The sequence below is a fragment of the Panacibacter microcysteis genome, assembly GCF_015831355.1.
Taxonomy (GTDB): Bacteria; Bacteroidota; Bacteroidia; order Chitinophagales; family Chitinophagaceae; genus Panacibacter; species Panacibacter microcysteis.
On record NZ_JADWYR010000001.1, the window covers coordinates 2,061,243 to 2,087,628 of the forward strand.

A 26,386-nucleotide genomic window follows, 5' to 3' on the forward strand; every position below is an offset into this window, starting at 1 on the left:
TCGCACTCTTGTACGGCATATCATTATTCAGCAAGGTTCGGTCATCATAATTTTTCTCAGGCAATCTGTAATGCAATCTTGCGTGTGAAGTGTGTTTAAAATAATGGTGCGGCGGGCAAGAGTATTGCTGCCCGATGATCACTAAAAAATCAAAAAACGTGAAAACAGCGCGATTAAAAGTAAAGGAATTGTTTTTTGTTGTAGTCTGTGTCGTAGCATCACAACAATTGTCTGCGCAGGATTTTGATGAGATTGCAGCAAAATACCCAAATGAATATGCGGTTATTGAGCATATGTATGAGTCATTAACGTTATCCATCAAAGATGGGCAGCCGTATGCAGAAAGCAAAACAGACCAGGATATTTTAGTCTTAAGCGACAAAGCAAACGGTGTTTATAACCGGCAATACATCTACAACAGCTCTTACAATAAACTGCTGGAGTTTGAAGCGTATACAAAAGTGCCCGATGGCAGAAAATACAATAAGCTAAAGGTTACTGATGTAAAGACTGAAAGCGCAAGAGGCCGTAGCGTTTTTTACGACGATACCAAACAAACAGGTTTCGATTTTCCGTCACTCATCAAAGGTGCGGTAGCGCATATGGAATATTCAGAGGCACACAAAGACGTACACCTGATAACACCATTTTATTGCGAGTCGTATATGCCTGTTATAAAGGCAGTCTATATTGTAACGGTTCCCGCAGAAATGCAGATTAAATACACCATCCGCAACGATGCAGACAAAAAAGTAAAAGTAGAGGAAACCTCCAAAGGCCGTCAGCGCATCTACACTTTTACAGCTACAGATGTAAAGCCTACAGCCCGTTTTTCTAATGCGCCTGCCGCATCCTATTACGAACCTCATATTATTGTACAACTGGTAAGCTACAGGAACGAAAAAAATGAGCTGGTTAATTTTCTCGATGATGTTAATGATCTCTATAAATGGAATTATGGGTTTATCAATAATGTGAATACCGATACAAAAGATTTGCAAAAGCTTGCTGATAGTTTAACGTTGGGTGTTAAAGATGAGCTGACCAAAGCAAGAAAGATTTACGAATGGGTACAATCAAATATCAAGTATGTGGCTTTTGAAGATGGGCTTGAAGGCTTTGTGCCACGCCAGGCCGCTGTTGTATGTACACGCCGCTACGGAGATTGTAAAGACATGGCAAGTGTATTGACGGCATTGCTGCAACTGGCAGGTCTAAAAGCATACTTTACATGGATTGGCACAAGAGACATCCCGTATGATTATACAGAGGTTGCGCTGCCCATTACAGATAACCACATGATAGCCGCACTCAACATAAATAATGACTGGATATTTCTCGATGGTACAGATCCCAACTGCATCTTCGGGTTGCCAAGTGCATTTATACAAGGCAAACAGGCATTGATTGGTATTTCCGGCAAAGAATACAAAATCATCCGCGTGCCGGAAGTGGATGTGGCCAAAAGTTCTGTGGTAGACAGTACATACATAACATTGAGCGGCAATGGTATAAAAGGCTTTTCAAGTGTTTATTATAATGGTTATATGGGTTCAGATGTATATACGCGGTTAATGTACAGCGATGCAAAAGAAACAAAAGACTATGTAAAATACCGCATGGGTAAAGCAAGCAATAAGTTTATCCTTGGTAGTTACACTATAAACAAGTTAAGTGCAACCGATAAATCTGTAAACATCAAAGCAGATTTTGAAGTGCCTGACTACAGCAGGAAGGTAGCCAATGAATTATACATTAATCTCAACCTCGAAAAATTTTTTACAGACTACAGCATTATTGATACCGCAAAACGAAAAGGTGTTCCATTGGAGAATGAGTATAAATATCTCATCAAACAATACACTATCCTGGAAGTTCCGGAATCGTATAATGTAACCTATATACCGAAAGACTTTAATCTCAATACAGGCATATTCAGTTTTGCTATAAAATATACGCAACAGGGAAATAAAGTTATTGCCATGCAGGAAATGAGTAATAATTACCTGCTGATGCATCCCAAAGATTTTACTGAATGGAACAACGCCGTAAAAAAAATAAACAATCAATATAAAGAACAAGTGGTGCTAGAGGCACGTAAATAATTTACAATATGAAAAGATCGCTATTGGCACTGTTGATATTTTCTGGTATAACAAATGGTTATGCGCAGGAGTATAATTATGATACACAGCAAAAATGGGAAGATAAACCAGTACTGCATAAAGTAAATACGAGATACGATTCTGCCAGCGCCGTCGCAATTCTTGATGAGCGTTCAATAGAATATGTAAAGATAAAAGAAGACCTTGTTGTGCATGAAACAGACCACGTTATAATCCACATTATGGATGACAATGGTATTGAAATGTACAACAAGATTTACATTCCCCTTTACAGATCATCATCCATAAAGAATATAAAAGCAAGAACAATTTTACCAGGCGGCAAAATTATTGAACTCTCACAGTCCGCCATAAAAGAGATAGAAGAAGATGGCAGGCTTTACAAGCTTTTTGCCATGGACGGCCTCGAAAAAGGTTGCGAAGTAGAGTATTCATGGCAGGAAGAAAGACCCCTTTCAATTTTTGGTTCAGAAGTGTTCCAGCGTGGTAACATTCCGTCCCAAAGCACACGCTTTGTCCTGAGTACGCCATCTCATTTAAAATTCGATGTTAAAGGTTACAACGGCTTCCGGATTAGCCAGGATTCTTTAATAGGCGAGGAACGTATCATTGCCGGCTTCTCTGATAACATAGACCAGATGGAAGAAGAGAAATATGCATTTACAGACCCATACCTGCAGAGAGTAGACTACAAGCTAAGTTATAATCTTTCAAAAAATGAAAACATCAGGATGTATACCTGGAAAGATCTTGCAAAGCAGGTTTATCCCTATTACACAGTACGCACTTCCAAAGAAGAAAAAGCGCTTGAATCGTTCATTAAAAAGATGCCTGCCATTGATGCGCTAAAAACCGCCAATGCCATTCTTGCTATTGAAGATTATATAAAGACCAACATTAATGTAAATGAAGAACTGATTGCTGATGAGGCAGCAAATATTGAATTCATTGTAAAGAATAAATCCACTAATCATTCAGGTATCATCAGGCTTTTTGCAGGTGTATTTGACAAAATGAACATCAGTTACCAGTTGGTTTACCCCGGCACAAGAACCGGCTTTACGTTAGATGAACAGCTTGAGAACTGGGACAGGGCTGATGATATGATCATTTATTTTCCTTCAGTAAAAAAATTCATTTCACCGGTTAATGTTGAATTAAGGTATCCCTACATACCATACCAGTATATATACACAAAAGGCCTGTTTCTAAAAGGAACAGTGGTGGGCGAATTAAAAACAGCAGTAGGCAGCTTCGCCACAATAGGTGCAGAAAGTTTTGATCAGCATGCCATGAATATGGAAGCTGCAATTAAGTTTTCCCGTGAAATGGACACGGTTATCATTTCAAGCAGGCAAATACTTACAGGCTATGGCGCCACTAATTACAGGCCCATTTATACATTCCTGCCGCAAGACAAACAGGATGAAGCAAACAAAGAAATTATTAAAGGGGTGGCTGGCAGTGAAGATATTTCCAATATAAAAATTGAGGGTACTAACCTCAACGATTATTTCGACAATAAACCGCTGACAATCGGCGCAGATATCAAAAGCACTACGCTACTTGAGCGCGCCGGCAATAAAGTCTTATTTAAACTCGGTGAAATCATCGGTCAGCAGGCAGAAATGTACCAGGAAAAACCACGGCATCTACCTGTTGAATTGCCTTACCCGCATGTGTTGAACAGGAAGATTGTTTTTGAAATACCAGGCGGTTACAGCGTCAAAAATCTCGACGATATAAACCTGAGCGTGGTACACAAAGAAAACGATACCGTAACAATGGGCTTTGTAAGCAACTATACGAAATCCGGCAATGCAGTTACCGTAAATATTTACGAGACCTATGCCAAAATTTATTATCCTTTAGAGCAATTTGAAGACTTTAAAAAGGTAATCAATGCATCTGCCGACTTCAATAAAATTACACTGGTGTTACAAAAAGAAAATTAATAGGCCGGCAATGCGTCAGTGTTAACAACAAAAAATTTAAGCTGATCATGGTCATACACCAGCACTAAAAGTTTCGTAACTTTTCTGGAAATATACCGCCATGATTTATACTCAACCTAATTCTCAGGAAAGAGTAAGCATGCGCTACACTTTAGCAAGGCTGGAACCGCTACGGGAACTGCTCAGCGCAGTTAGGATAAAGATGGAACAGATTGCACTTAACACAAAAGAAAAGGGATTACGAAACAACATTCTAAACTTTGTTATCGAAACAGCGCCTTACGAAGAACAGGTAAAAAATGCAATTGCTTCTTTACAGCAATTGTTTCCTGTAAACGACATTTCTCATGTAAAAAAAGATGAGAACGATGATTATCAGCCTAATTGCCCTTTCGAATGTGCCCGAACGTATGAAAAGAAAATCCTCCGGTCTTTTCGTGCAATCATAAATGACATACAGGTACAGCAGGAAATCAGGGAACTTATCAGGTCTCAGCAAAACGAAATGCTTTTCGCATTCTTAAAGATCAAAATGCTAAATGGTTTCTCGCCCCGGGAGTTACGGTTCATTGGCAACAATATGTTGTAATTTTTTTGGAGCCAGGCTGTATTACTACTATTAAACATCGTTGCGTCGCACTCTTCAACGCTTTATACGCTGTTAAACATGTGCGTACAACATCAACCTCAGCAGCCTCGCAAAAAGCTAAAGGCAAATCATTATCCGTACTTTAATATGGCTATGCAGCAGACCTTTTGAAAGAAGGTATCAACCCACTTACCTGTGCGGTAATGATTTGTTTTATGCCATAATGTTGCCTGTTGCCAGTATCCGCAACAGCCTGCGAAGCGTGTACGCGCCTGAAATCATTTGCAGGCACTCTCGGCAACTGCTTAGTAAGTAAAGCATGTTTTGTTTCGTAATACAAACCCAATATTACCAGGAATTCAGAAGATTGTTTATAATCCAGGAAGGGTACATTTGGCCTCATAAGTTAGCATTTAATACAATTTACAAAATTAATTACAACACTCACTGTTTAGTTGTTCACTGTTTCGGTGTGCAGGTTTCAATAATTCTACAATTTTTTTATGCGGTGTAGAATTTTCTTCTTTTTCGTTGACTGTGTGGCGCACCAGAAAGTAAATAACAATAAACTGAATCGCAGCAATGGTAATCATACACAACATGACAGTCTCGCTAATATTTTCCATTTCCATAAGTTTTGAAATGCAAAGCTAATTTTTCAAAACTCATTTACAAGGTGAAAAACCACCGTTTTTGTGGTGAAAAATCACGGTAAATAGCAATTTTTCATATACCTGGTCCGGGCGGCAATAAAGCCCGATAACCGGCAACTAGTGCAATGACAAGCTATTGATATTGTGCGCAATAAAGATTGCAATACAGTTTTTATAGTTATTATTAACAAACTGTTTACCACATTATCCAATCATATTCATCAACTTCTTCTTTTTCTTTCTTTTTTATAAACCATATTACTGCGAGAATGGCGGCTGCCGAAAGTAGTATGCCGGCTGTTTTTTTGGATTTGTTTGTCATAAAGATGCCCGGTTTAATTGTGTCAGATTTCTTTTAACCCTATTAGCCAAATATTATTCCAGAACGCTACAGCCGAAAAGTGTTATACAGTACAAGTGAGTGACACAACCGGGATGAGTAGCGCTCCAAAGCCGGAAAAACATAATTTTTTGGTCATTTAAGAAAAAAGCGAAGTATTTTTTTGCAATTACCTAATTAGCAGTATATTCGACGGCCAAAATGAAAAAAGCCCTCCTGTGGAAACAGGACGGCCTCTAACGATTGCTTGCCATATGAAAATTCTTGAATAATCTTTTTTAGTTTTGCAACCTTAAGTTGCTTTTCAGGCCTCTTAACTTTTTGCTTGTTTTGCTTATCTCTAACGATTGCCTGCTATGTGTTTCGCGTTTACGAGTACAAATGTATAACGCGTTTACACACTGTTATAATCAATTTAGTCCTTGTTTAATGATGCCAAAGCAGGATAAATTTTGTTAAAACTATTGATGGCATTGAGTTCTGGGAGATTTTCGTTATGATGTCCAACCGTTTTACAGACGCATTATTTCAATTGGTAAGGTCCTTGGAAAAGGCTGAAAAAAGGCATTTTAAGCTGTATATAAAGCGGAGTTCTGCAAAAGAAGACCTCAAAATAATTCAGCTTTTTGATGCAATGGATAAAATGGAGGAGTATGACGAGAAACACCTGTTGAAAAGACTTTCGCCTGTAACAAAGCCGCAGCTGGCAAATTTAAAAACACATCTTTATAAAGAATTGCTTGGCAGCCTGCGCTTACTGAAAACTTCGGTAAGCATTGATCTGCAATTAAGTGAACTTCTTGATCATGCCAGGATATTATACAATAAAGGTCTTAAAATCCAGAGTCTGAAAATTCTTGAAAAAGCCAAAGAGCTTGCAAAAGCAAATCATAAATACAATTACCTGGCCCAGGTAATATCACTGGAAAAGAAGATTGAAACACTGCATATTACAAGAAGTTCCCTCGAAAAAACGGAATACCTCGCAGTCGAATCAAATGATATCAGCGGTCATATCACCCGTGTTTCCCAGCTATCGAACCTGGCATTGCTCCTATATCGTTGGTATGTTAAGAATGGTCATGCCCGGCACGACCAGGATATTAAGGCCATCAATGAATTCTTCAAAAGCAGCCTGCCGCAACATGTAGAAGGTATTACAGACTTTTATGAGCTCATGTACCTGTACCAGAGTTACAGCTGGTATGCCTTTATCAAGCAGGATTTCCTGATGTATTACCGTTACAGCAGAAAGTGGATCGGTCTCTTCGAAAAAGAACCGGCTATGATAGCCGTGGAAACCGGGCACTATATTAAAGGCATGCACAATCTGCTCAATGCACATTTCGACCTGCGCAATTTTGAACAGTTCGAGATCACCTTACATGATTTTGAGACTTTTGCACAAACCGAGGCTGCCAACCTGCATGACAACTTTCGCATTCACACATTTGTTTACATCTACAGTGCCAAGATAAACTGGCATTTAATGACCGGTACTTTTAAAGAAGGGCTTGCAGCCGTACCGTATATTGAAGAGAAACTGGCAGAGTATGGTCTCTATATAGACAGGCATCGCATACTTGTATTCAATTATAAAATTGCATCCCTTTATTTTGGCAACGGGGATTATAGCAGGGCCATAGATTTCCTGCAGAAAATTATTACAGACAGCGCCGATCTGCGTATCGATCTGCAATGTTACGCACGTCTTTTACACCTCATGTCGCATTATGAAATGGGCAACGATGATATCATTGAATCATTGATGAAGTCAGTATATCGCTTCATGGCCAGGATGAAAAACCTTACTGTGGTTGAAGAAGAGATGTTCCGATTTGTACGGACTTCTTTTAGTTTAACTACGCGCCAGTTGAAGCCTGAACTGGAAAAATTTCTCAGCAAGATTAAGCACCTCGAAAAAAGCCGTTTCGAAACACGTGCATTCGCATACCTCGACGTTATCTCCTGGCTCGAAGGAAAAGTTTACAACAAATCCATGGGCGATGTAATTCACGGTAAATACCTGGACAGGCAAAAAAGGCATAAAAACCAATACACACAAAAGGTTGCGTAGTATTCTGGTCAGCAAAAAACGGGGAACCATATCGTCCGCACAAACCAGGCGTTAACTTTCTTTTATAACTTGCACAAACAATTACATATATCTTAGCGGCAAACAAGTATTATCATGTCTAACATACTTATTATAGACGACGAAAGGGCCATACGCAAAACCCTTAGTGAAATTTTGGGTTATGAGGGCTTTAAAGTAGATGAGGCGGCAGATGGCGAAGAAGGGTGGAAGTTATTTACAGAAAAGAATTACGATGTGGTGCTTTGCGATATTAAAATGCCAAAGTTAGATGGGCTGGAATTTCTTACCAGGGCATCAGAAAAATTGCCCGATGTGCCCGTTATTATGATCAGCGGCCACGGTACCATTGAAACTGCTGTTGATGCGGTCAAGAAAGGCGCTTACGATTATGTTGCAAAGCCACCAGATCTCAACCGGCTGCTGATTACTATCCGCAATGCGCTGGATAAAAATAAACTCAGTAAAGAGACAAGGGTGCTAAAGCGCCGTGTTAATCGTGTGCAGGAAATGATTGGCAGCAGCGAGCCAATAAGCAGGATTAAAGAAACAATAGAAAAAGTAGCTCCAACAGATGCACGTGTGTTGGTTACAGGTGAAAATGGTGTAGGTAAAGAACTGGTGGCAAAATGGATACATGAAAAGAGCAGCCGCGCAGAGGGGCCGTTGGTGGAGGTTAACTGCGCAGCTATACCCGGGGAGCTTATCGAAAGCGAATTATTTGGTCACGAAAAAGGCTCATTTACTTCTGCAATCAAACAACGCATTGGTAAGTTCGAACAGGCAAACGGTGGTACACTTTTCCTTGATGAAATAGGAGATATGAGTCTAAGCGCACAGGCTAAAGTGTTACGTGCATTGCAGGAAGGAAAAATTACACGTGTAGGTGCAGACAAAGAGATACCTGTCGATGTGCGTGTAATTGCCGCTACCAACAAAGACCTGTTGAAAGAAACTGAAGCAAAGAATTTCAGGCTCGATCTTTATCACAGGCTAAGCGTAATATTGATCCATGTGCCTTCGCTGAATGAACGAAGAAATGATATACCATTACTGGTAGAAAAATTCCTGGAAGATATTGCAGAAGATTACGGACAGGCCAAAAAATCCATAGATCCTACAGCAATGAAGGAGTTACAGGAGCATAACTGGACAGGCAACATACGCGAACTGAGAAATGTTGTTGAAAGACTGGTAATTCTCTCAGGTAAAATCATTACAGAAGCTGATGTAAAAAGTTATGTGGCGCCAAGGTAATTTTTATGTAACCGGCAGTAGAAACATTAATCATCGCCTGTTGCGTCGCACTCTTGTACTTTGGGAACATATCTGAGCATCGATTCGAAAAGCGTCTGGCATTTTTAATATGCATTTGCGCCACTTAAATATTGAACGCTTATTAGTCTGTACAACTAATCATGAGCAAAAAACAGCATACAGTAATAATTATTACAGGCCCCACTGCATCCGGTAAAACGGCACTTGCCATTCAACTTGCCCAACGTTTTAATACAGAAATCATCTCCGCAGATTCAAGGCAATGCTATAAAGAGTTGAATATTGGTGTTGCAAAACCGTCTGCTAAAGAACTGCAGCTTGTCAAGCACCATTTTATCAGCTCCCATTCAATACACGATAATGTAACCGCCCAGGTTTTTGAAACTTATGCGCTTAATGCAGTTGACAAAATTTTTCAAAAAAGCAGGGTTGCCGTTATGGCCGGTGGCACGGGGTTATACGTTAAAGCCTTTTGCGAAGGTCTCGATGAAATGCCAGCAATAGATCCAATCGTGCGAAGCAAAATTCAAAATGCTTATGAAATAAAAGGGTTGTCATGGCTACAGCATGAAGTGCAAAGCCAGGATCCTTTGTTTTGGTCACAGGCGGAACAACAAAATCCGCAAAGACTTATGCGTGCGCTGGAAGTAAAATTAGCCACAGGCAAATCTTTTACAGACTTTAGAAGAGGCAATAAAAAGGATCGGGATTTTAATATTATAACGCTTGGCATTCAGTTACCAAAAGATGTGTTGTATAGCTACATCAATACAAGAACAGATCAAATGCTGAAAGAAGGTTTAATAGATGAGGTAGCTTCTCTTTTAAGCTGGCAGAATGTAAATGCACTGCAAACTGTTGGTTACAAGGAAATCTTCGCTGCACTTAAAAATGAAATGCCGGTTTCCGGTGCAGTCGAAAAAATCAAACAAAATACCCGGCATTACGCGAAAAGACAACTCACATGGTTTAGGAAGATGGATGGTATAATCTGGGGTAATTCTGATGAATTATTGTCTTGGATTGATGAAAATTTAGCATTCCAATAATTTTCTTCGCATATGTCTAAGATATTAAAAATCAATTAAATCCAACTACCATTGTGTCAACAAAACACAAGCGTCAATGTGTACCAAAGACACAATAAAATTTTTTTTTCATTTTTGTTTTAACAAAAGATTAATTCCCTAATTTTAGCTCGTCCCAATTAAATAACACAACCATAACTTGCCCGCTTATGAGACAAAAAATCGATTGCTTGGCTGTGCGCCTATGCGCAGCCTTTTTCTTCGTTTTTCTATCTGCTACAGCATTTGCACAAAAAACAGTATCGGGTACTGTTACAAGTGCAAAAGACAACCAGCCCATCATTGGTGCTTCAGTTTTAGTTAAAGGAACAAACGTGGGTGTAGCAACATCCGCCACCGGCTCATTTTCAATTAATGTTCCTTCCGGTAAGAACAAACTCGTAATTTCTTCCGTTGGTTTTGACGACATGGAAGTAGATGTTACAAGCCAGTCATCCGTGACTGTTTCCCTGAAAGAAAAATCTTCATCTTTAGACGAGATTGTTGTTACAGGTTATACAGCACAAAAGAAAAAAGAGATTACCGGCGCTGTAGCGGTAGTAAACGTAAAAGACATGAGACAGGTACCAGTTGGTACCGGTGAGGAAGCATTACAAGGTCGTGCTTCAGGTCTTACAGTTATTAGTTCTGGTCAGCCAGGTGCGCCGAGCGACATTCGTATTCGCGGAGTGACCACTTTCGGTAATAACCAGCCATTGGTTATTATTGATGGTGTTCGCGGAAACATCACAAACATTAATACAAATGATATTGAGTCAATCCAGGTATTAAAGGATGCATCTGCAGCGATTTATGGCGTGGCAGGTGCAAATGGCGTAATCATCGTTACAACAAAAAGAGGAAAGGCCGGTAAAGCCAAGGTTTCTTATGATGGCTATTATGGAGTAACAACTAAAGGTCCCGGGTATGATATGGCTAACACTGCTGAGGAAGGTAATGCTATTTGGCAGCAGCGTATCAATTCAGGTCTTTCAGTAGGTGATGAAGGTTGGGGGCACAAACAATTTGGATATGGAGCAACGCCCGTAATTCCTGATTACATTACTCCTGCAGGCGCTTCTGAAGGAGATCCCGGTACAAATCCTGAACTCTACAATATCAATTCAAATCAGATAACCAAGGCTAATAAGATTGGTACCGATTGGTATGATGTTATAACCAGGAATGCTCCAATGCAAAGTCACAACATATCTGTCAGTTCCGGTACTGATAAAAGTGCTTTTTACTTTTCATTTGGTTATCTGAATCAGCAGGGCATAGCTCGATTTCAGTATAATAAAAGGTATTCTGTGAGAGCTAACACTATCTTTAATGTAGGCAATAAAATTCGTATTGGGGAGAACGCTTTTGTTTTCTATCAGCAAAATCCAAAGTTTGGCAATCAGGGTGAAGGAAGTCCCTTCAGTGTTGCATTTCGTGAGGATGCAATTATTCCCGTGTATGATATAATGGGAAATTTTGCCGGAACAAAATCTCAGGATTTGGGTAATGCACGTAACCCTTACGCGGATATTTACAGAACAAAAGATAATCGTTCTAATAAATGGAATATCCAGGGTAATGTATTTGCTGAGGTTGACTTGTTGAAACATTTTACTGCCCGAACAAGTTTTGGAGGAGTTGTAGATAATAATTATTACTATAATTTCAATTTTGTAGGTTACGAAAATGCTGAAGGTAACACAGGTGCAAATTCATTTTCTGAAGGATCAAGTTATAACTCTAACTGGACTTTCACAAACACTTTGACTTACAACAACAGTTTCGGTAATCATAATGTGAAACTACTCTTAGGTACAGAGGCCGTAAATTACTATGGAAGAAATCTATCGGGTACGAGAAGCAATTATTTTTCTGAAGATCCCAATTATTGGGTATTAGGTGCAGGAACTGGTGCTCAATCTAATGCAGGTGGTGCCTATCAAAGTTCATTTTGGTCACAGTTTGCTAAGCTAGAATATGGATATGCAGGGAAATATCTCTTAAATGCGAGTATAAGAAGAGACGGTGCTTCTGTTTTTGCCGAAGATGTGAGATATGGATATTTTCCTGGAGCATCCGCAGCGTGGAGAATATCTCAGGAAAATTTTATGAAGAATGTCTCCTTTTTTAATGATTTAAAGTTGCGTGTAAGCTGGGGTATTATGGGTACATCTGGTAACGTACTTAATACAAATCCATACAATCTTTACAGCACTCGTTTAGGTAAATCTGCCTATGATATAAGTGGAAACAGCACAACTCCATACGCAGGATTTTATAAAAGTAATGTAGGAAATCCCGGCACCACATGGGAAGAAGACGTTATAACAAATGTTGGTATTGACGCCACTATCCTTAAAAATAAAATAGACGTAACAATTGAGTGGTATAAAAAACGAGTGAACGGACTATTATATCAGGCTCAGGGTCCGCAATGGGCTTCTATTCTTGTGGGAGACGCAGATTTACCGTATGTTAACGTTGCTGACAACCAGAACACAGGTATAGATCTGAACCTTACATATCATGCAAACCTAAATAAAGATCTTAAGTTAGATGTAACCGGAATCTTTACGTCATATAAAAATAAGATCATCTCTATCCCTGGTTCAGGTTACTTTTTTGGTCCAACAATCAGGAATGTTCAGATTCAGCGTAATGAAGTTGGCCATCCTTTAGGTGCATTTTATGGATACGAGGTTGTTGGTCTTTACCAGAGCCAGGAAGATATTGATAAATCTCCTACTCAATCAGGATCTAGACTCGGTAATTTCAAATACCGCGATGTAAATTCGGATGGTAAGATTGATGATCAGGACAGAACATATATCGGCAATCCCCACCCGGATTTTACTTATGGTCTGAACTTAGCGTTAAGTTATAAGAATATTGATCTGTCAGCATTTTTCTATGGATCAAAAGGAAATGACATTTTTAATCAAACACAATACTACACCGACTTCCCGGATTTCTTCAAGGGCGGTATAAGGAGAGAAGTGGCAGTAAATTCATGGACTCCAGAAAATACAAATACGTCTATACCTGCACTTTATAACACAGGAAGTTTTAGTTCAGATCAGGCTGTGAACAGTTATTTTTTAAGTAAAGGTTCTTATTTACGTTGTAAACAACTGCAGATTGGTTACAGACTTCCTTCTAACTTTTTGAAGAAATTAAGTATTGAGAATTTCCGAATTTATTTGCAGTCTGCTAATCTTTTTACCATTACCAAGTATAAGGGACTTGATCCGGAATTGCAGTCAATTACAGATGTTAATAATCCTGGTAGTGCCGCAGGTGCAACAAATCTGGGTATTGATCAGGGTAATTATCCACACACGCCGTCTTATTTGATTGGCATTAATCTTAATTTCTAATCCTAACTTATTTGGTCTATATGAAAAAGATAAAATTTAAATTTATAATACCAGCCGGACTCTCGCTTTTTGCAGTCTTAGCTGCCTGTAGTAAAGATTTTCTGAATAAACCACCTTTAGGAACCTTAAACCCGGAAATTGTTGCCACTGAAACAGGGGTTCAGGGGATTCTCATAGGAGCTTATTCACTAGTCGATGGCGAAGGTGCTTCTGGTGACGGTTTTGCATCCGGGGCTTCCAACTGGATTTATGGTGGTGTAGCAGGGGATGATTCATATAAAGGATCAGACCCGTCCGATGTAGCTGATGCTGCTCCTATGGAAGACTGGTCGATCACTCCTACCAATGGGGCAATTCCTCAGAAATGGAAGCTTTGTTATTCAGGTGCGTCGCGTTGTAATGATGTGTTAAGAGTATTGCCTTTGGCAACTGATATCGCCCCTGAGTTGTCAACAACAATAACCGCCCAAGCCAGATTCTTACGCGCTTATTTTCATATGGAATTGAAAAAAGTTTTCAATAACATTGTCTATGCAGACGAGTTGAATACTTTAGAGACAACTACAAACACGGTAGATGCGTGGCCTAAAATTGAAGCTGATCTACAATTTGCGGCGGATAATCTCCCTGACTCATGGGGCGCTGACGTTGGTAGAGCTAATAAATGGGCTGCTAAAGCAATGCTTGCGAAGGCATACATGTTTGAGCATAAATATGCAGAGGCATATACACTTCTGAAAGACATTATTGCAAATGGTAAAACAGCTAAAGGCGAGAAGTATGCGCTAATGCCTCACTACTACTCCAATTTTAATCCTGCACAAAAGAATAGTGCTGAGTCGGTTTTTGCAGCGCAGACATCAGTACAGGATCAATCTTCTGTAGACTGGGGTGGCGATCCGAATGGTAACTACGGAGACATTTTAAACTTTCCTTATAACGGTGGTCCTGGTGGTTGTTGCGGTTTCTACAACCCATCACAGGATCTTGCCAATGCATACAAAACAGACGCTAATGGCTTGCCATTGCTTGATACCTGGTACACTGGTTTAAGTGTTAGCGCTGTTACAAGTCCCTATGTTGGAACGCTTGATCCAAGAATTGACTGGGTAATGGGTAGAAAAGGAATCCCTTACCTGGATTGGGGTCCACATCCAGGTGACGCATGGATCAGGAATCCCGGTGCCGATGGCCACTTTAGCCCTAAGAAGAATGTTTATGCATCATCTCAAAAAGATCAGTATTCTGACGTAGGTAGTGCATACTGGGGACCTACCCAACTTGTGGCAAACAACGTGAATATTATACGTTTTTCCGATGTAATTCTTTGGGCTGCCGAATGTGCTGCCGATGCAGGCGATCTTACAGCCGCTAAAGATTATGTGAACCAGGTTCGTAGCAGGGCAGCAGATCCAACAGGATGGGTTTACAAGAACAGCGATTACAATGCCGGTGCAGCAATGTATGCTACACAAACTACTCCTGCTGACAACTACAAGATCGGTTTGTATACATCATTCCCTTCTAAGGAGTATGCTGTTAAAGCTGTTCAGTTCGAAAGAAGATTGGAACTTGCAATGGAAGGCCACCGTTTCTTCGACCTTGTAAGGTATGGAACCGCAAACACCGTGTTGAATGCGTATTACGACAGGGAGAGAGCATTCATGCCATTAAAAGCAAATGCTAAATGGACTCCAAACAAAAACGAGTACTTCCCAATACCACAGGGCGAGATTGACAACCTTAATTCAGATGGTACTGAAAGATTGGTGCAAAACCAGGGTTACTAGTAGTCTTATATGTATAGTAAAAAGGTAGAGCTCTGGCTCTACCTTTTTTATTATTGTGTGAACAAAACCAACCGATATAATGGTCGCGTGGTTTACATTTACGCACCCGATGCCATATTTGTTGCAGTACAAGAGTGCGACGCAACAAAAGCTTCATTGAAAGTATTTGCCGGGTACATACTACAATACACTATTCGTTTAAAGCTTAAAACATCAGGAGATAACGTGAGCGTAAGGAACCAGTTAATTACAGCCTTTTGCATATTGATAACTTGTATTAGCCTGGCTTCATGTAAGCAATATCAAAAAAATAGAAGTCACCAACACGTAAGCGATGAAAGTATTGAAGCGGGTGAGAAACTGGCCGCAATTTATTGCCAGTCCTGCCATGCATTGCCAGACCCGAAAGACCTCGATGCCAAAAGCTGGGAGAGCGGCGTGCTTCCTATGATGGGGCCGCGTCTGGGCATCTTTGAGCACAACTATAAAACTTATCCGTCTTATAAGCATGATAAAGATATTGGTGCTGCTTTTTATCCCGCCCGGGCTGTACTTACCAGCACGCAATGGCAGAACATTGTAGATTATTATACGTCACTTGCGCCAGACAGTCTGCATGCTTCCGCAAACGATCGACCCATCGAAAAACAACTGCCATTGTTCCAGGCTTTGAATCCTCAGACAACCAATGATAGTGCCCGCATTTGCTTTGTAGGGATAGATACCAGCAGGCAAAATCATACACTGCTCATCAATGATGTAAACAACAGGAGTGTAACAAGATATAACAACAGGTTACAGGCAGTTGACTCAATTTATGCACAGTGGCCCGTTGTTGACGTTGACCAACTGAATGATAGCGCTATCGCATGTAACATTGGTATTATGATACCAAACAATGGCACTACAGGTACCGCAAATAAGATCAGGCTTGGTAAAGAACAACGAATGGAATATGATACTTCGGTAATGTTCGGCGGCCTGAGGCGGCCTGTTCAGATCACCGCTGTTGATTTTAATAATGATGGTAAGCAGGACTACCTGGTATGTGAATATGGCAATCTTAAAGGAATGCTATCGTGGTTTGAAAACAAAGGGAGTAATGTGTATGACAAGCATGTAATAAGAGAGGTGCCGGGTGCTATTAAAGCATTTATTCAAGATGATAACAATGATGGCTTGCAGGACATATTTGTTTTGTTTGCACAGGGCGATGAAAGTATCTTTTTGTATACCAATAAAGGCAAAGGCAGCTTCGAAGAAAAGCGCCTGCTGCGCTTTATCCCGTCTTTTGGTTCAACAAGTTTCGATCTTGCAGACATTAACAAAGATGGTTTTAATGACATCGTGTATACCTGCGGAGATAATGCAGATTTTTCTCCGGTATTAAAGCCGTATCACGGCTTATACATTTACCTGAATGATGGTAAGAATAATTTTACCCAACAATTTTTCTTTCATATCAATGGATGCTTTAAAGCAATTGCAAGAGATTTTGATAAAGACGGGGATATCGATATTGCTACCATTTCATTTTTCGCAGATTACATCAACAGGCCGGAAGAAGGTTTTGTCTATTTCGAAAACAAAGGCAGCTTAAACTTCAGCGCATCTACCATTCCCGCCACACAATCGGGCCGGTGGCTAACAATGGACGCAGGCGATCTGGATGGTGATGGCAGGCTGGATATAGTGCTCGGGAATTTTTCAGCACCGGCAATGTTCAAATCTGCCAGGTCATTTGAAAAGGGACCTCCATTCCTGCTGCTCAAAAATGTAAAAAAATAGCTCCACCCATGCCTTTGTTTGTAAAAGAATAAGTTTGCCAAAGCAATGCATGGCTGTGTAAAACACATAAATTGCAATAAATATTTTGTACCCGGCAGCAGTAATACTATTAAACATCGTTGCGTCGCACTCTTCAACTGCACAGCAGGTATGAGCTGAAGCGATCTGTTTTTTGGCTGCTATTGTAATACAAACATTCATCCTGCCTTGAAATCGATGCCATGAAAAGTTACTTTCTCTTTTGTTGTTTCGTTATCATCGCGCCTTTGGTGAAGGCACAGTTATGTTCCGGAACATTAGGAGATCCTATCATCAACATGAATTTTGGAGCAGGTGGAAACTTTAGCATGCCCGGGAAAACTACCACCTTTGAGCGTACAGGTGGCTGCCCCGGCAAGGGTCAGTACGTTATAAGCAGTTTTCTTTTTGGCTGCGGCAGTAATGATGATAAATCGTGGATCAAAATGATTGGCGATCATACCGGAGATCTCAATGGCAATTACATGCTCATTAACGCAGAGAGTACGCCCGGCACTGTTTTTACAGATACAGCCAATGATCTGTGCGATAACACCAACTATGTCTTTTCCGGTTGGATTTCGAATGCTATGCAGCATTTCACCTGCGGTGGAAACCCTGTTCTGGCCAACGTTACTTTTACCATCAAAACACTTGATGGTACAATACTCGCATCAGCTTCCACAGGGGATATTCCGGTTGCAGATGACAGGCTATGGGTACAATATGGTGTTGCATTCAATACGCCGGCCAATACACCATCTGTAATTGCCAGTATTACTACAAATCCCAGTCCCGGCTGCGGAAGCGGTTTTGTAATAGATGATATCACATTGCAAAGTTGTGGGCCTTTGGCGGCCATCACACTTGATGGCAGTACAGAGCCTGGTTACGTGTGTGCTGATTACTCAAATCCATTTATATTACAGGGAAATATATCTGCCGGTTTTGCAAATCCTGCTGTTCAATGGCAGGCCAGTACAGACTCAGGTAAAACATGGCAGGATATTGCGGGGGCTCAATCTGCCCTGTATGCCATTCCACGAAGAACTAGTGGACACATTGAATATCGGATGGTTGCGGCAGAAAATGCAAACATTGGTTCCATCAATTGCAGAATTGCGTCTAATGTTATACCGACCGAAATTTACCCCGTACCACCGCACGATCCTCCACAAAACATTATTGGCTGTTTACAGAAAGATCTTTTACTTCCTGCAACAGATCCGTCGGCTTTGGAGGTATTGTGGAGAGGCCCCAACAGTTATGTTTATTCCGTAGCCGATCCCCGTGCCACTATTCCATCAGTCGGCTATAAAGACACAGGGCTATATACACTCAAGCAAACATTTTATTATGGCTGCACAAAGTTTGATTCGTTTTACCTGAAAATTTACCCGGGCACTACTATCTCAGCGCAACCGGCTAAAGCGGTTTGTGAAGGGCAGAGTCAGCAGTTGCTCGTGTCCGCTTCCGGAGGAGGGTCATTTAAATGGTATCCTTCTGCAGGATTGTCAGATGATGCTGTTCCTAACCCTGTTGCCACTCCGGGAGATACAACTGAATATAAGATTGTTGTAACAAATAGTTACGGTTGCAAAGATTCCACTTACCTAACTATCAACGTATATAGAAATCTCGAACTCAGTGCAGGAATAGATAAAGTCATTCTTGAAGGAGATACTGCTGTTTTGGATGCCAGGGTAAAAGGTACATTGGTTAATTTTTCATGGGCTCCCAATACGTTTATTGACAATATCAATACAGTGAAACCAAAGGTCAATCCGGTGAAAAGCACAGAATATACTATCACAGCAAGTTCAGCAGTCGGCTGCGGATCAGGTACTGATAAAGTAATGGTAACTGTTTATAAGGACATCAGGGTACCGAATGCTTTTACTCCAAACGGGGATGGTAAAAATGATAAATTCAGGATAATCCCGTTGGATACTTATCGAGTACAACAATTTTTGATATTTAACCGATGGGGTAAATTATTATTCAGAACCAATGACAAGTACAAAGGTTGGGATGGAACTTACAATGGCATGCTTCAACCTGCCGGCGTTTATGTTTATCGATTGGAGCTGGTGAATGTCCAGGAAAAATCGCTCGTGAAGCAGGGAACGCTTACGTTGCTTCGGTAATTGGAAACGCTCTAAAATGTGGAGAATTCATTCATTCAGAATGAGATATCACAACAAATTCCTAAAAAATAGTATAATTTTTTTAACAAAATATTATTTTTCCCCTAATTTAGACTGTCCCAATTAATAAAAACAACACCAAACAGCCGTTTATGAGACAAAAAATCGATTGCTTGGCCGTGCGCCTTTGCGCGGCCTTTATTCTCGTTTTTCTTTCCGTTGCAGCATTTGCGCAAAAAACCGTCTCGGGCACTGTAAAAAGTGCGAAAGACAATCAGCCGATCGTTGGTGCATCGGTTTTGGTTAAAGGCACAAGTGTAGGTGTAGCAACTTCCGCTACAGGTACATTTACAATTAATGTACCTGCCGGCAAAAACACGCTTGTAATCTCTTCTGTGGGCTTTGACGAAATGGAAGTAGATGTTACGAGCCAGACGAATGTAACCGTATCGCTAAAAGACAAATCGTCTACGCTGGATGAGATTGTGGTTACAGGTTATACAGCACAACGGAAAAAGGATATCACTGGTTCCGTTACGGTGGTGAATACCAAAGAATTGCTGGCAAATCCAGGCTCTAACGTTGAAAGCCTTCTACAAGGTAAAGCTTCAGGCGTTACCGTTGGTACATCGGGCGTACCAGGTGCCGGTGCGTCAATCCGTATTCGTGGATTTACTACTTTCAATCAGAATGAACCTCTGTACGTAGTGGATGGTGCACGCGTTAGCTCTATCTCTGATCTTAACCCGAATGATATTGAGTCTCTGCAGGTACTGAAAGATGGTTCTTCCGCTGCCGCCTATGGTGCAGCCGCAGCTAATGGTGTAATCATCATCACAACCAAAAGAGGAAAAGGTAAACCGAAAGTTACTTATGATGCATATTATGGTGTGCAGTCACTCACAAAAAAATATGACCTGTTAAATACCGCTGAATATGGCGAGTATCTTTTAAGACTTCAGCTTGGCTCCGACCTACCTCCAGGAACTACTAAGTATAATTTAGGACAATACAATGGCGGTCAAGACTCAACAGATGTTCCAATCATTCCTGACTACATTCTAGCTGGCTCTGGTAGTAGCGTAATGGAAGGTGATCCCGAAGATCGCGCAAACCCTGCAAAATACAAGCTAAATCTTAATGACGTTAATGGATCCGGTACCTATTTAATAGTTGCTGCAAATAAAACAGGAACAGACTGGATGGATGCTATTACTAAAGCCGCCCCAATGCAAAGCCATAATCTTAGCGTATCGGGAGGATCGGAAACAGGTAACTATGTTTTAGGTTTAAACTATTTTGACCAGGATGGGATTATAGTATTCACTGGTTACAAAAGATATTCAATCAGGGCGAATACCAATTTTGTAATTAAAAATAAGGTTCGCCTTGGAGAGAATTTACAGGTAAGCATAATTGATAAGCATGGGTTTAACAACCAGGATGAAGGAAATGCTATTTCAATGTCTTACCGTATGCAGCCTATCGTTCCGGTATATGATATAGCGGGAAATTTCGCAGGAACAAGAGGATCAAACCTTGGAAATGCCTCTAATCCATATGCTGATCTTTACAGGGGGCAAAATAACAAAGACAAAAAGGTTGGTATCATAGGATCGGCGTACGCTGAAGTAGATTTCCTTAAGTATTTCACGTTGAAAACAGTACTTGGAATGGATTATAGCAACGGATGGTATAATTATTTCAACATACCGGCTTATGAAAATGCAGAAGGCAGAGGTGGAGTAGGAGAATATGGCGAGGGTCATAATTATGGATATACGATGACATGGTACAATACATTAAATTTTCATAAAACATTTGGATTAGATCATGACATAAGAGCCCTTATCGGAACTGAAATGGTACAGGGACAGGGAAGAGGTGTTTTTGCAAGAAATAACAATTACTTTTTGTTTGAGAGGCTTTTTCAGCAGGTTAGTACCGGCCTGGGAACTACACCCTATGGTGAGAGCTACGAATATAGATTCCGCAAATATTCACCGATTATAGGTAAAATCGATTACACTTATTCAAATAAATATCTACTTAGTGGAACGTTTAGAAGAGACGGATCATCAAACGCATTTGGTCCTAATTCCAAATATGGAAACTTTATTTCTGGTAGCGCGGGATGGAGAATATCAGAAGAAAAATTTATGCAGGGAAAGATCGATTGGCTTAACGATCTTAAGCTTCGGGTCGGATATGGTCTACTAGGAAATGACAACACTGTAGATTTTGGATTTATAACTTCTTACGTATTTGATCCTTTTGCAGCAGGATATCCTATTGACGGAAATAATACAGGATTTACCCCGGGAATGATGCACAGATCCATAGGTAATCCAGATATTAAATGGGAACAGTCAGCAACTACAAATGTTGGTTTGGATGCCACTTTATTCAAAAGTAGCCTTAATATAGTTTTAGATCTTTATACCCGCAAAACCACTGATCTGATTTATGACAGACAATTAGACCCCACTTTATACGGTGGAAATATATTCAGACAGCCAACAAATATTGGTGATATGACTAATAAAGGTATTGATTTGGCTGTGAGCTATAGAGGTGGTAACCGAGATTTCAAATATGATGCTGGTATAAACTTCTCTTTATATCGTAACAAGGTGGGTAATATCGCTGATCCATATTTCGAAGGAAGTAGATCTAGAATTGATCCATTTAACAGGTCTGTTACAGGTCAGCCTATTTCGATGTTTTATGGTTATATCATCGATGGATTTTTTCAAACGCAGGCAGACATGGACGCAATCGTTCAGAATAATGAGGGTATTGGGAAATGGAGATACAAAGACTTATCTGGTCCGGAAGGAAAGCCTGATGGTATTATTGATGTAAACGATAGAACTTTCATGGGAAATCCACATCCTAATTTCACGATGGGATTTAATTTCAATGCTTCTTACAAGAATTTTGACGTAAGCACGTCTTTATATTGGAAAAATGGTGGCGATATTGTGAACTATGTTCGGTATTGGACTGATTTCAATACATTTCAGGGCAACAGGGACAGAAGGGTTTTATATGATAGCTGGACTCCTGAGAATACCAATGCCAAGCTGCCTGTACTTGATGGTTCTGATGGCGCTAGCGGCCAGGTACCCGTAAGTTATTACGTAGAATCTGGTGGATACTTGAGACTTAGAAATTTATCCATCGGTTACTCCTTGCCTGCAAATATTCTTAAGAGGTTAAGCATTGACAGATTCCGCATTTATGTTCAGGCCCAGAACCTATTTACAATTACAAAATATACTGGCTTAGATCCTGAAATCTCAACTCAAATTGTAGGTCGGAACGACTACAGATCTAGAAGATCCGATGCAAACAGCCTCGGGGTAGATTACGGAAATTTCCCAACGCCAAGAATAATTTCTGTAGGAGCTAACGTTGTATTTTAGTCAATAAAAGTTATTAATTATTTTAAAATTTGTGTAATGAAAAATACAAATAAGATTATAATCGCAATCATCCTGACGGGATTTGTGACTGTAATTTATAGTTGCAAGGAAGATTTTTTGACTGCCCAACCATACGGTCAGTATGGTTTGGATCAAGTAAAAAATAAAAAGGCAATTGACGCGCTGTTGGTGGGAGCCTACGGGGTTTTAGACGGCCAGGGTGTAAATAGTACATGGGCCCCTTCTGCTGTAAACTGGGCTACTGCAGGTGTTGCCGCAGATGATGCTTATAAAGGTACGGATGCAAATGATCAGCCACAAATGACTGAGGTTGAAATGTATCAATCACAATCTGCAAATCCTTATTTTTATGACAAATGGGTTGCAGTCTATGAAGGTGTGTCTCGTGCAAACGATGTTATTAGATTAACATCTGATCCAGCGGTTGTAGATATGACAGACGATGAAAAGAAAGTTGTTATTGCCCAGGCGAGATTTTTACGTGGACATTACCATTTTGATGCAAAGCGCTTGTGGAATAAGGTGCCGTTTATCAGTGACACAACAACAGTATACAATAATTCAAGTGATATATGGCCTGAAATTGAAGCAGATTTCCAGTTTGCTTATGATAATCTTCCTGAAACACAATCTCAGGTTGGAAGGGTAAACAAATGGGCTGCTGCAGCTTACCTGGCTAAATGCTACATGTTCCAGAGTAAGTTTACGCAGGCAAAAGCATTATTCGATGTTATCATTACCAGTGGTAAAAATTCATCAGGTGCTGCATACGGCTTACAGGATGCTTACTGGAAAAATTTTGATCCAGCTTATGATAACAGTATGGAAAGTGTTTTTGCAGTAGCCTCAGCGGCTTCTGGAACTGTGGACGGTAGCGGTGAACGTTCTTTAGGTCTTGCATTCCCTTACGGTGGCGACTTTGGTTGCTGCGGCTTCTTTCAGCCTTCGCAAAATCTTGTGAACGCGTATAAGACTGACGCTAACGGATTGCCGTTGTTCTCTACTTTCAATAACGCTGATCTTAAGAACGACCAGGGTGTTGCAGATGGAGCAGCATATCAGAATGATAATGTTACTCCGCTGGATCCAAGGTTAGACTGGACAGTAGGTAGAAAAGGTATATTTTTCTGGGACTGGGGTGTGCATCCGGGTGTTTCATGGATTCGCGACCAGAACTATGCAGGCCCTTTCAGCCCTAAAAAACACATCTTCTCCAAAAAAGAAGCGAATGTATTAACGTCTTCCGGCTGGAAAAATATCACAGCAAAAGATATTTATATTATCCGTTATGCAGATGTGTTGCTAATGGCTGCAGAAGCTGAAATAGAAGTTGGTTCTTTAGAAGTGGCACGTGGTTATATAAACAGGGTACGTGCAAGAGCTGAAAACCCGATAAGCTGGGTGAGAGAAGTACCTGGCGATCTTACGTCTGAGCAGGCAGATGCGAACTACCAGATCGGATTGTATGCATCTTTCCCTAACCAGGATTATGCAAGAACAGCCGTGCGTTTCGAAAGAAGGTTAGAGCTTGCCCAGGAAGGTCATCGTTTCTTTGACCTTGTAAGATGGGGAATAGCCGCCGAAACACTTAACGCATACATTGAAAAGGAAAAAACAAAAAGAGTGTATAAAGCCGGGGCAGTTTTTGTAAAAGGTAAACACGAATATTTTCCAATACCTTCTTCAATTATTGATCTTGCAACAAAGTATGGCTCCAGCCTGACACAAAATCCAGGTTACTAGTATCACTTAAAACAAGCAGTTGAAAAAAAGCTCGCCGGTTATTTCCGGTGAGCTTTTTAATTATAAGGTGTAGATACACATACGATAATTCAAAAACAGAATGCATTAAGGCCTAAGCTTCAAGCGCATCATATACAACTACTTTCGCCCACAGGTGCCCATAGTTTTTAATAAATTCCTGGTGTATAGGATGCGTTTGGTAAGTGGCCTGGCCTTCAAGATCATCAAAAAACATGATTTCAGAAACCTGCCAGCTGGTATCTACTACTTCCCGCTTTTCTGTACTCGCCAGTACACCTACATGTATTTGTTTAATCGTCTCTATTTTGGCAAGACCTTTTACGCCTTCCACCAGTTTATCCCTGTCTTCCACTGAAGTTGGGTTTTTTAACCAAAATAATGCATGGTGTGCTACCTGTTTGCTTTTTGCTTTCATGTTTAATGGCTTTGCTGAAACTGCAACAGCAAAACCGGCAGATGTTGCTGTTGCTATAAATTTTCTTCTGCTGGTTTTTTTCATGTTATGAAAATACAAAAGAAGATGCACATAAAACAAACACTGTAAATGAGCCCTCTAAAATAAAATGCAGAATGCTTTTGACATTAAATTTGTGCATATGTTAGCAGGCAACATTGCGCTCCATCGCCCGGCAAGAATTGGCGTGAGCAATTTTTTCTTCATCTCCGGCTTGTGTTTTGCCACATGGGCAGCACGCATACCAGATATACAACATCATTTAAACTTAAGTGAGGCAGCACTTGGTTCTGTACTCTTTGCTTCGCCTGTAGGTTCTATGTTGTGCCTGCCATTAGCAGGGTTTCTTGTTACAAGATTTGGCAGCCGCAACTGTTTGCTGGCAGGCTCTTTCATCTATGCCGTTATTCTTTGTTGCATAGGCCTTGTCGATACCGTTTGGCAACTCGTGGCGGCGCTTTTCTTTTTCGGTATGGCCGGTAATCTTATGAATATCTCGGTAAATACACAGGCTGTGGGGGTAGAGGCGTTGTACAAACGTTCTATCATGGCGTCATTTCACGGGTTGTGGAGCCTTGCAGGGTTTACAGGTGCTGCCATCGGTACATTAATGGTCTCACAAGGCATATCACCTTTACACCATTTTATACTGGTGGCATCGTTGATGATAATCGCCGTAATCATTTTTTTTCGACACACACTACGCGAAGATGATCATGGTCGTGAAAAAACCAAATTCCAGTTTAAATGGAGCAATATAAAGTCTGTTATAACACTTGGTATTATTGCGTTTTGTTGTATGGGTTGCGAAGGTTGCATGTTTGACTGGAGTGGTATTTATTTCAGAGATATAGTAAAAGCACCATCGTACCTGGTAACCGTAGGCTACACTGTGTTTATGGCAACAATGGCAACAGGCCGGTTTATTGCAGATACAATGGTTACAAAATTTGGTGCTACACGCGTTTTACAGGCCAGTGGTACGCTTATTACAACCGGGTTATTAACCGCAGTTATTTTTCCAAATATCTACGCAGCTGCATTCGGTTTTTTTCTCACCGGTTTTGGGGTTTCTTCTGTAGTGCCACTCAGTTATGGTCTTGCCGGCAAATCAACAAAACTCTCTGCCGGTATAGCTATCTCACTTGTTTCGAGTGTAGGGTTTCTTGGTTTCCTTTTTGGCCCGCCAATTATTGGTTATATAGCGGAAGCACTTAGCTTACAATGGTCGTTTGGGCTTATGGCTATTATTGGTTTTGGCACAGCCGTATTGGCATCTAATGCTAAAGTGGAATAATGTACCAGGCAGCAGTATAAGAGTGAAGCTTTCGTTGCGTCGCACTCTTGTACTGTAGAAGCATTGTGCAGCCACGCGAAGAACGAAGCAAAGATTTTCCCGTAATCCAACAATGCGAAATATACATACAGATCGCTTCAGACGCCATAAAAGAGGAACGCTGAAGTGAGTGACACAACCGGCGATGCCATGAAAA

At 40.6% G+C, this 26,386-nt stretch carries 17 protein-coding genes; 13 read left to right on the forward strand and 4 right to left on the reverse strand.

Annotated elements, in window-relative coordinates; translation table 11 throughout:
* The first annotated feature begins 158 nt into the window (after window positions 1-158).
* The 3 genes from I5907_RS08315 (at window position 159) to I5907_RS08325 (ending at window position 4,670) form a co-directional block, all read left to right on the forward strand.
* On the forward strand, window positions 159-2,105 hold the full coding sequence (locus I5907_RS08315) for a DUF3857 domain-containing protein (protein ID WP_196990252.1): 1,947 nt from the start codon (window positions 159-161) through the stop codon (window positions 2,103-2,105).
* An 8-nt stretch (window positions 2,106-2,113) separates the two neighbouring features.
* Window positions 2,114-4,081, forward strand: a complete 1,968-nt coding sequence (locus I5907_RS08320; RefSeq protein WP_196990253.1) for a DUF3857 domain-containing protein — start codon at window positions 2,114-2,116, stop codon at window positions 4,079-4,081.
* Window positions 4,082-4,181: 100 nt separating this feature from the next.
* Window positions 4,182-4,670, forward strand: coding sequence for a hypothetical protein (locus I5907_RS08325; RefSeq protein ID WP_196990254.1), 489 nt, complete (start codon window positions 4,182-4,184; stop codon window positions 4,668-4,670).
* Window positions 4,671-4,821: 151 nt separating this feature from the next.
* Here the strand turns inward: I5907_RS08325 and I5907_RS08330 are convergent, their stop codons facing one another.
* The 3 genes from I5907_RS08330 to I5907_RS21765 all read right to left on the reverse strand — a co-directional run bounded on the left by I5907_RS08330 (window position 4,822) and on the right by I5907_RS21765 (window position 5,645).
* Window positions 4,822-5,073, reverse strand: coding sequence for a hypothetical protein (locus I5907_RS08330; RefSeq protein ID WP_196990255.1), 252 nt, complete (start codon window positions 5,071-5,073; stop codon window positions 4,822-4,824).
* Between the two features lie 28 nt (window positions 5,074-5,101).
* A complete protein-coding gene (locus tag I5907_RS08335) occupies window positions 5,102-5,302 on the reverse strand; it encodes a hypothetical protein (protein WP_196990256.1) in 201 nt (66 codons plus the stop codon).
* A 217-nt stretch (window positions 5,303-5,519) separates the two neighbouring features.
* Window positions 5,520-5,645: a hypothetical protein gene (locus I5907_RS21765; RefSeq protein ID WP_283016268.1), complete on the reverse strand. Its 126-nt coding sequence runs from the start codon at window positions 5,643-5,645 to the stop codon at window positions 5,520-5,522.
* Window positions 5,646-6,207: 562 nt separating this feature from the next.
* Here I5907_RS21765 and I5907_RS08340 point away from each other — a divergent pair.
* The 9 genes from I5907_RS08340 (at window position 6,208) to I5907_RS08380 (ending at window position 24,418) form a co-directional block, all read left to right on the forward strand.
* Window positions 6,208-7,740, forward strand: coding sequence for a hypothetical protein (locus tag I5907_RS08340; protein WP_346266772.1), 1,533 nt, complete (start codon window positions 6,208-6,210; stop codon window positions 7,738-7,740).
* A 114-nt stretch (window positions 7,741-7,854) separates the two neighbouring features.
* Window positions 7,855-9,015 (forward strand): sigma-54-dependent transcriptional regulator, encoded by a 1,161-nt coding sequence (locus I5907_RS08345; protein WP_196990257.1) that lies wholly within the window; start codon window positions 7,855-7,857, stop codon window positions 9,013-9,015.
* Between the two features lie 161 nt (window positions 9,016-9,176).
* Window positions 9,177-10,085 (forward strand): tRNA (adenosine(37)-N6)-dimethylallyltransferase MiaA, encoded by a 909-nt coding sequence (miaA, locus tag I5907_RS08350; RefSeq protein WP_196990258.1) that lies wholly within the window; start codon window positions 9,177-9,179, stop codon window positions 10,083-10,085.
* Between the two features lie 188 nt (window positions 10,086-10,273).
* Window positions 10,274-13,483 (forward strand): SusC/RagA family TonB-linked outer membrane protein, encoded by a 3,210-nt coding sequence (locus I5907_RS08355; protein ID WP_196990259.1) that lies wholly within the window; start codon window positions 10,274-10,276, stop codon window positions 13,481-13,483.
* A 20-nt stretch (window positions 13,484-13,503) separates the two neighbouring features.
* Complete coding sequence (locus I5907_RS08360; protein WP_196990260.1) at window positions 13,504-15,273, forward strand: RagB/SusD family nutrient uptake outer membrane protein; 1,770 nt, start codon at window positions 13,504-13,506, stop codon at window positions 15,271-15,273.
* Window positions 15,274-15,360: 87 nt separating this feature from the next.
* Window positions 15,361-17,061: an FG-GAP repeat domain-containing protein gene (locus I5907_RS08365; protein ID WP_346266773.1), complete on the forward strand. Its 1,701-nt coding sequence runs from the start codon at window positions 15,361-15,363 to the stop codon at window positions 17,059-17,061.
* A 221-nt stretch (window positions 17,062-17,282) separates the two neighbouring features.
* On the forward strand, window positions 17,283-19,226 hold the full coding sequence (locus I5907_RS08370) for a T9SS type B sorting domain-containing protein (protein WP_196990262.1): 1,944 nt from the start codon (window positions 17,283-17,285) through the stop codon (window positions 19,224-19,226).
* A gap of 152 nt (window positions 19,227-19,378) precedes the next feature.
* Window positions 19,379-22,654: a SusC/RagA family TonB-linked outer membrane protein gene (locus I5907_RS08375; RefSeq protein WP_196990263.1), complete on the forward strand. Its 3,276-nt coding sequence runs from the start codon at window positions 19,379-19,381 to the stop codon at window positions 22,652-22,654.
* Window positions 22,655-22,690: 36 nt separating this feature from the next.
* Window positions 22,691-24,418: a RagB/SusD family nutrient uptake outer membrane protein gene (locus tag I5907_RS08380; protein ID WP_196990264.1), complete on the forward strand. Its 1,728-nt coding sequence runs from the start codon at window positions 22,691-22,693 to the stop codon at window positions 24,416-24,418.
* 112 nt (window positions 24,419-24,530) lie between these two features.
* Here I5907_RS08380 and I5907_RS08385 read toward each other — a convergent pair whose 3' ends face one another.
* A complete protein-coding gene (locus tag I5907_RS08385) occupies window positions 24,531-24,938 on the reverse strand; it encodes a Dabb family protein (protein ID WP_231401999.1) in 408 nt (135 codons plus the stop codon).
* Window positions 24,939-25,035: 97 nt separating this feature from the next.
* On the opposite strand from I5907_RS08385, the gene I5907_RS08390 reads away from it, so the two are divergent.
* The gene (locus tag I5907_RS08390) at window positions 25,036-26,190 is read left to right on the forward strand and encodes an MFS transporter (RefSeq protein ID WP_196990265.1); all 1,155 of its coding nucleotides are present in this window, start codon (window positions 25,036-25,038) and stop codon (window positions 26,188-26,190) included.
* Window positions 26,191-26,386: the final 196 nt, after the last annotated feature.

Excerpts from the sequence above, each read along its gene's own strand:
- I5907_RS08375 (WP_196990263.1), top strand. The coding sequence starts at position 19,379 with ATGAGACAAAAAATCGATTGCTTGGCCGTGCGCCTTTGCGCGGCCTTT.
- I5907_RS08370 (WP_196990262.1), top strand. The coding sequence starts at position 17,283 with ATGAAAAGTTACTTTCTCTTTTGTTGTTTCGTTATCATCGCGCCTTTG.
- I5907_RS08380 (WP_196990264.1), top strand. The coding sequence starts at position 22,691 with ATGAAAAATACAAATAAGATTATAATCGCAATCATCCTGACGGGATTT.
- I5907_RS08335 (WP_196990256.1), bottom strand. The coding sequence starts at position 5,302 with ATGGAAATGGAAAATATTAGCGAGACTGTCATGTTGTGTATGATTACC.
- I5907_RS08320 (WP_196990253.1), top strand. The coding sequence starts at position 2,114 with ATGAAAAGATCGCTATTGGCACTGTTGATATTTTCTGGTATAACAAAT.
- miaA (WP_196990258.1), top strand. The coding sequence starts at position 9,177 with ATGAGCAAAAAACAGCATACAGTAATAATTATTACAGGCCCCACTGCA.
- I5907_RS08360 (WP_196990260.1), top strand. The coding sequence starts at position 13,504 with ATGAAAAAGATAAAATTTAAATTTATAATACCAGCCGGACTCTCGCTT.
- I5907_RS08385 (WP_231401999.1), bottom strand. The coding sequence starts at position 24,938 with ATGAAAAAAACCAGCAGAAGAAAATTTATAGCAACAGCAACATCTGCC.
- I5907_RS08390 (WP_196990265.1), top strand. The coding sequence starts at position 25,036 with ATGTTAGCAGGCAACATTGCGCTCCATCGCCCGGCAAGAATTGGCGTG.
- I5907_RS08345 (WP_196990257.1), top strand. The coding sequence starts at position 7,855 with ATGTCTAACATACTTATTATAGACGACGAAAGGGCCATACGCAAAACC.
- I5907_RS21765 (WP_283016268.1), bottom strand. The coding sequence starts at position 5,645 with ATGACAAACAAATCCAAAAAAACAGCCGGCATACTACTTTCGGCAGCC.
- I5907_RS08325 (WP_196990254.1), top strand. The coding sequence starts at position 4,182 with ATGATTTATACTCAACCTAATTCTCAGGAAAGAGTAAGCATGCGCTAC.
- I5907_RS08330 (WP_196990255.1), bottom strand. The coding sequence starts at position 5,073 with ATGAGGCCAAATGTACCCTTCCTGGATTATAAACAATCTTCTGAATTC.
- I5907_RS08355 (WP_196990259.1), top strand. The coding sequence starts at position 10,274 with ATGAGACAAAAAATCGATTGCTTGGCTGTGCGCCTATGCGCAGCCTTT.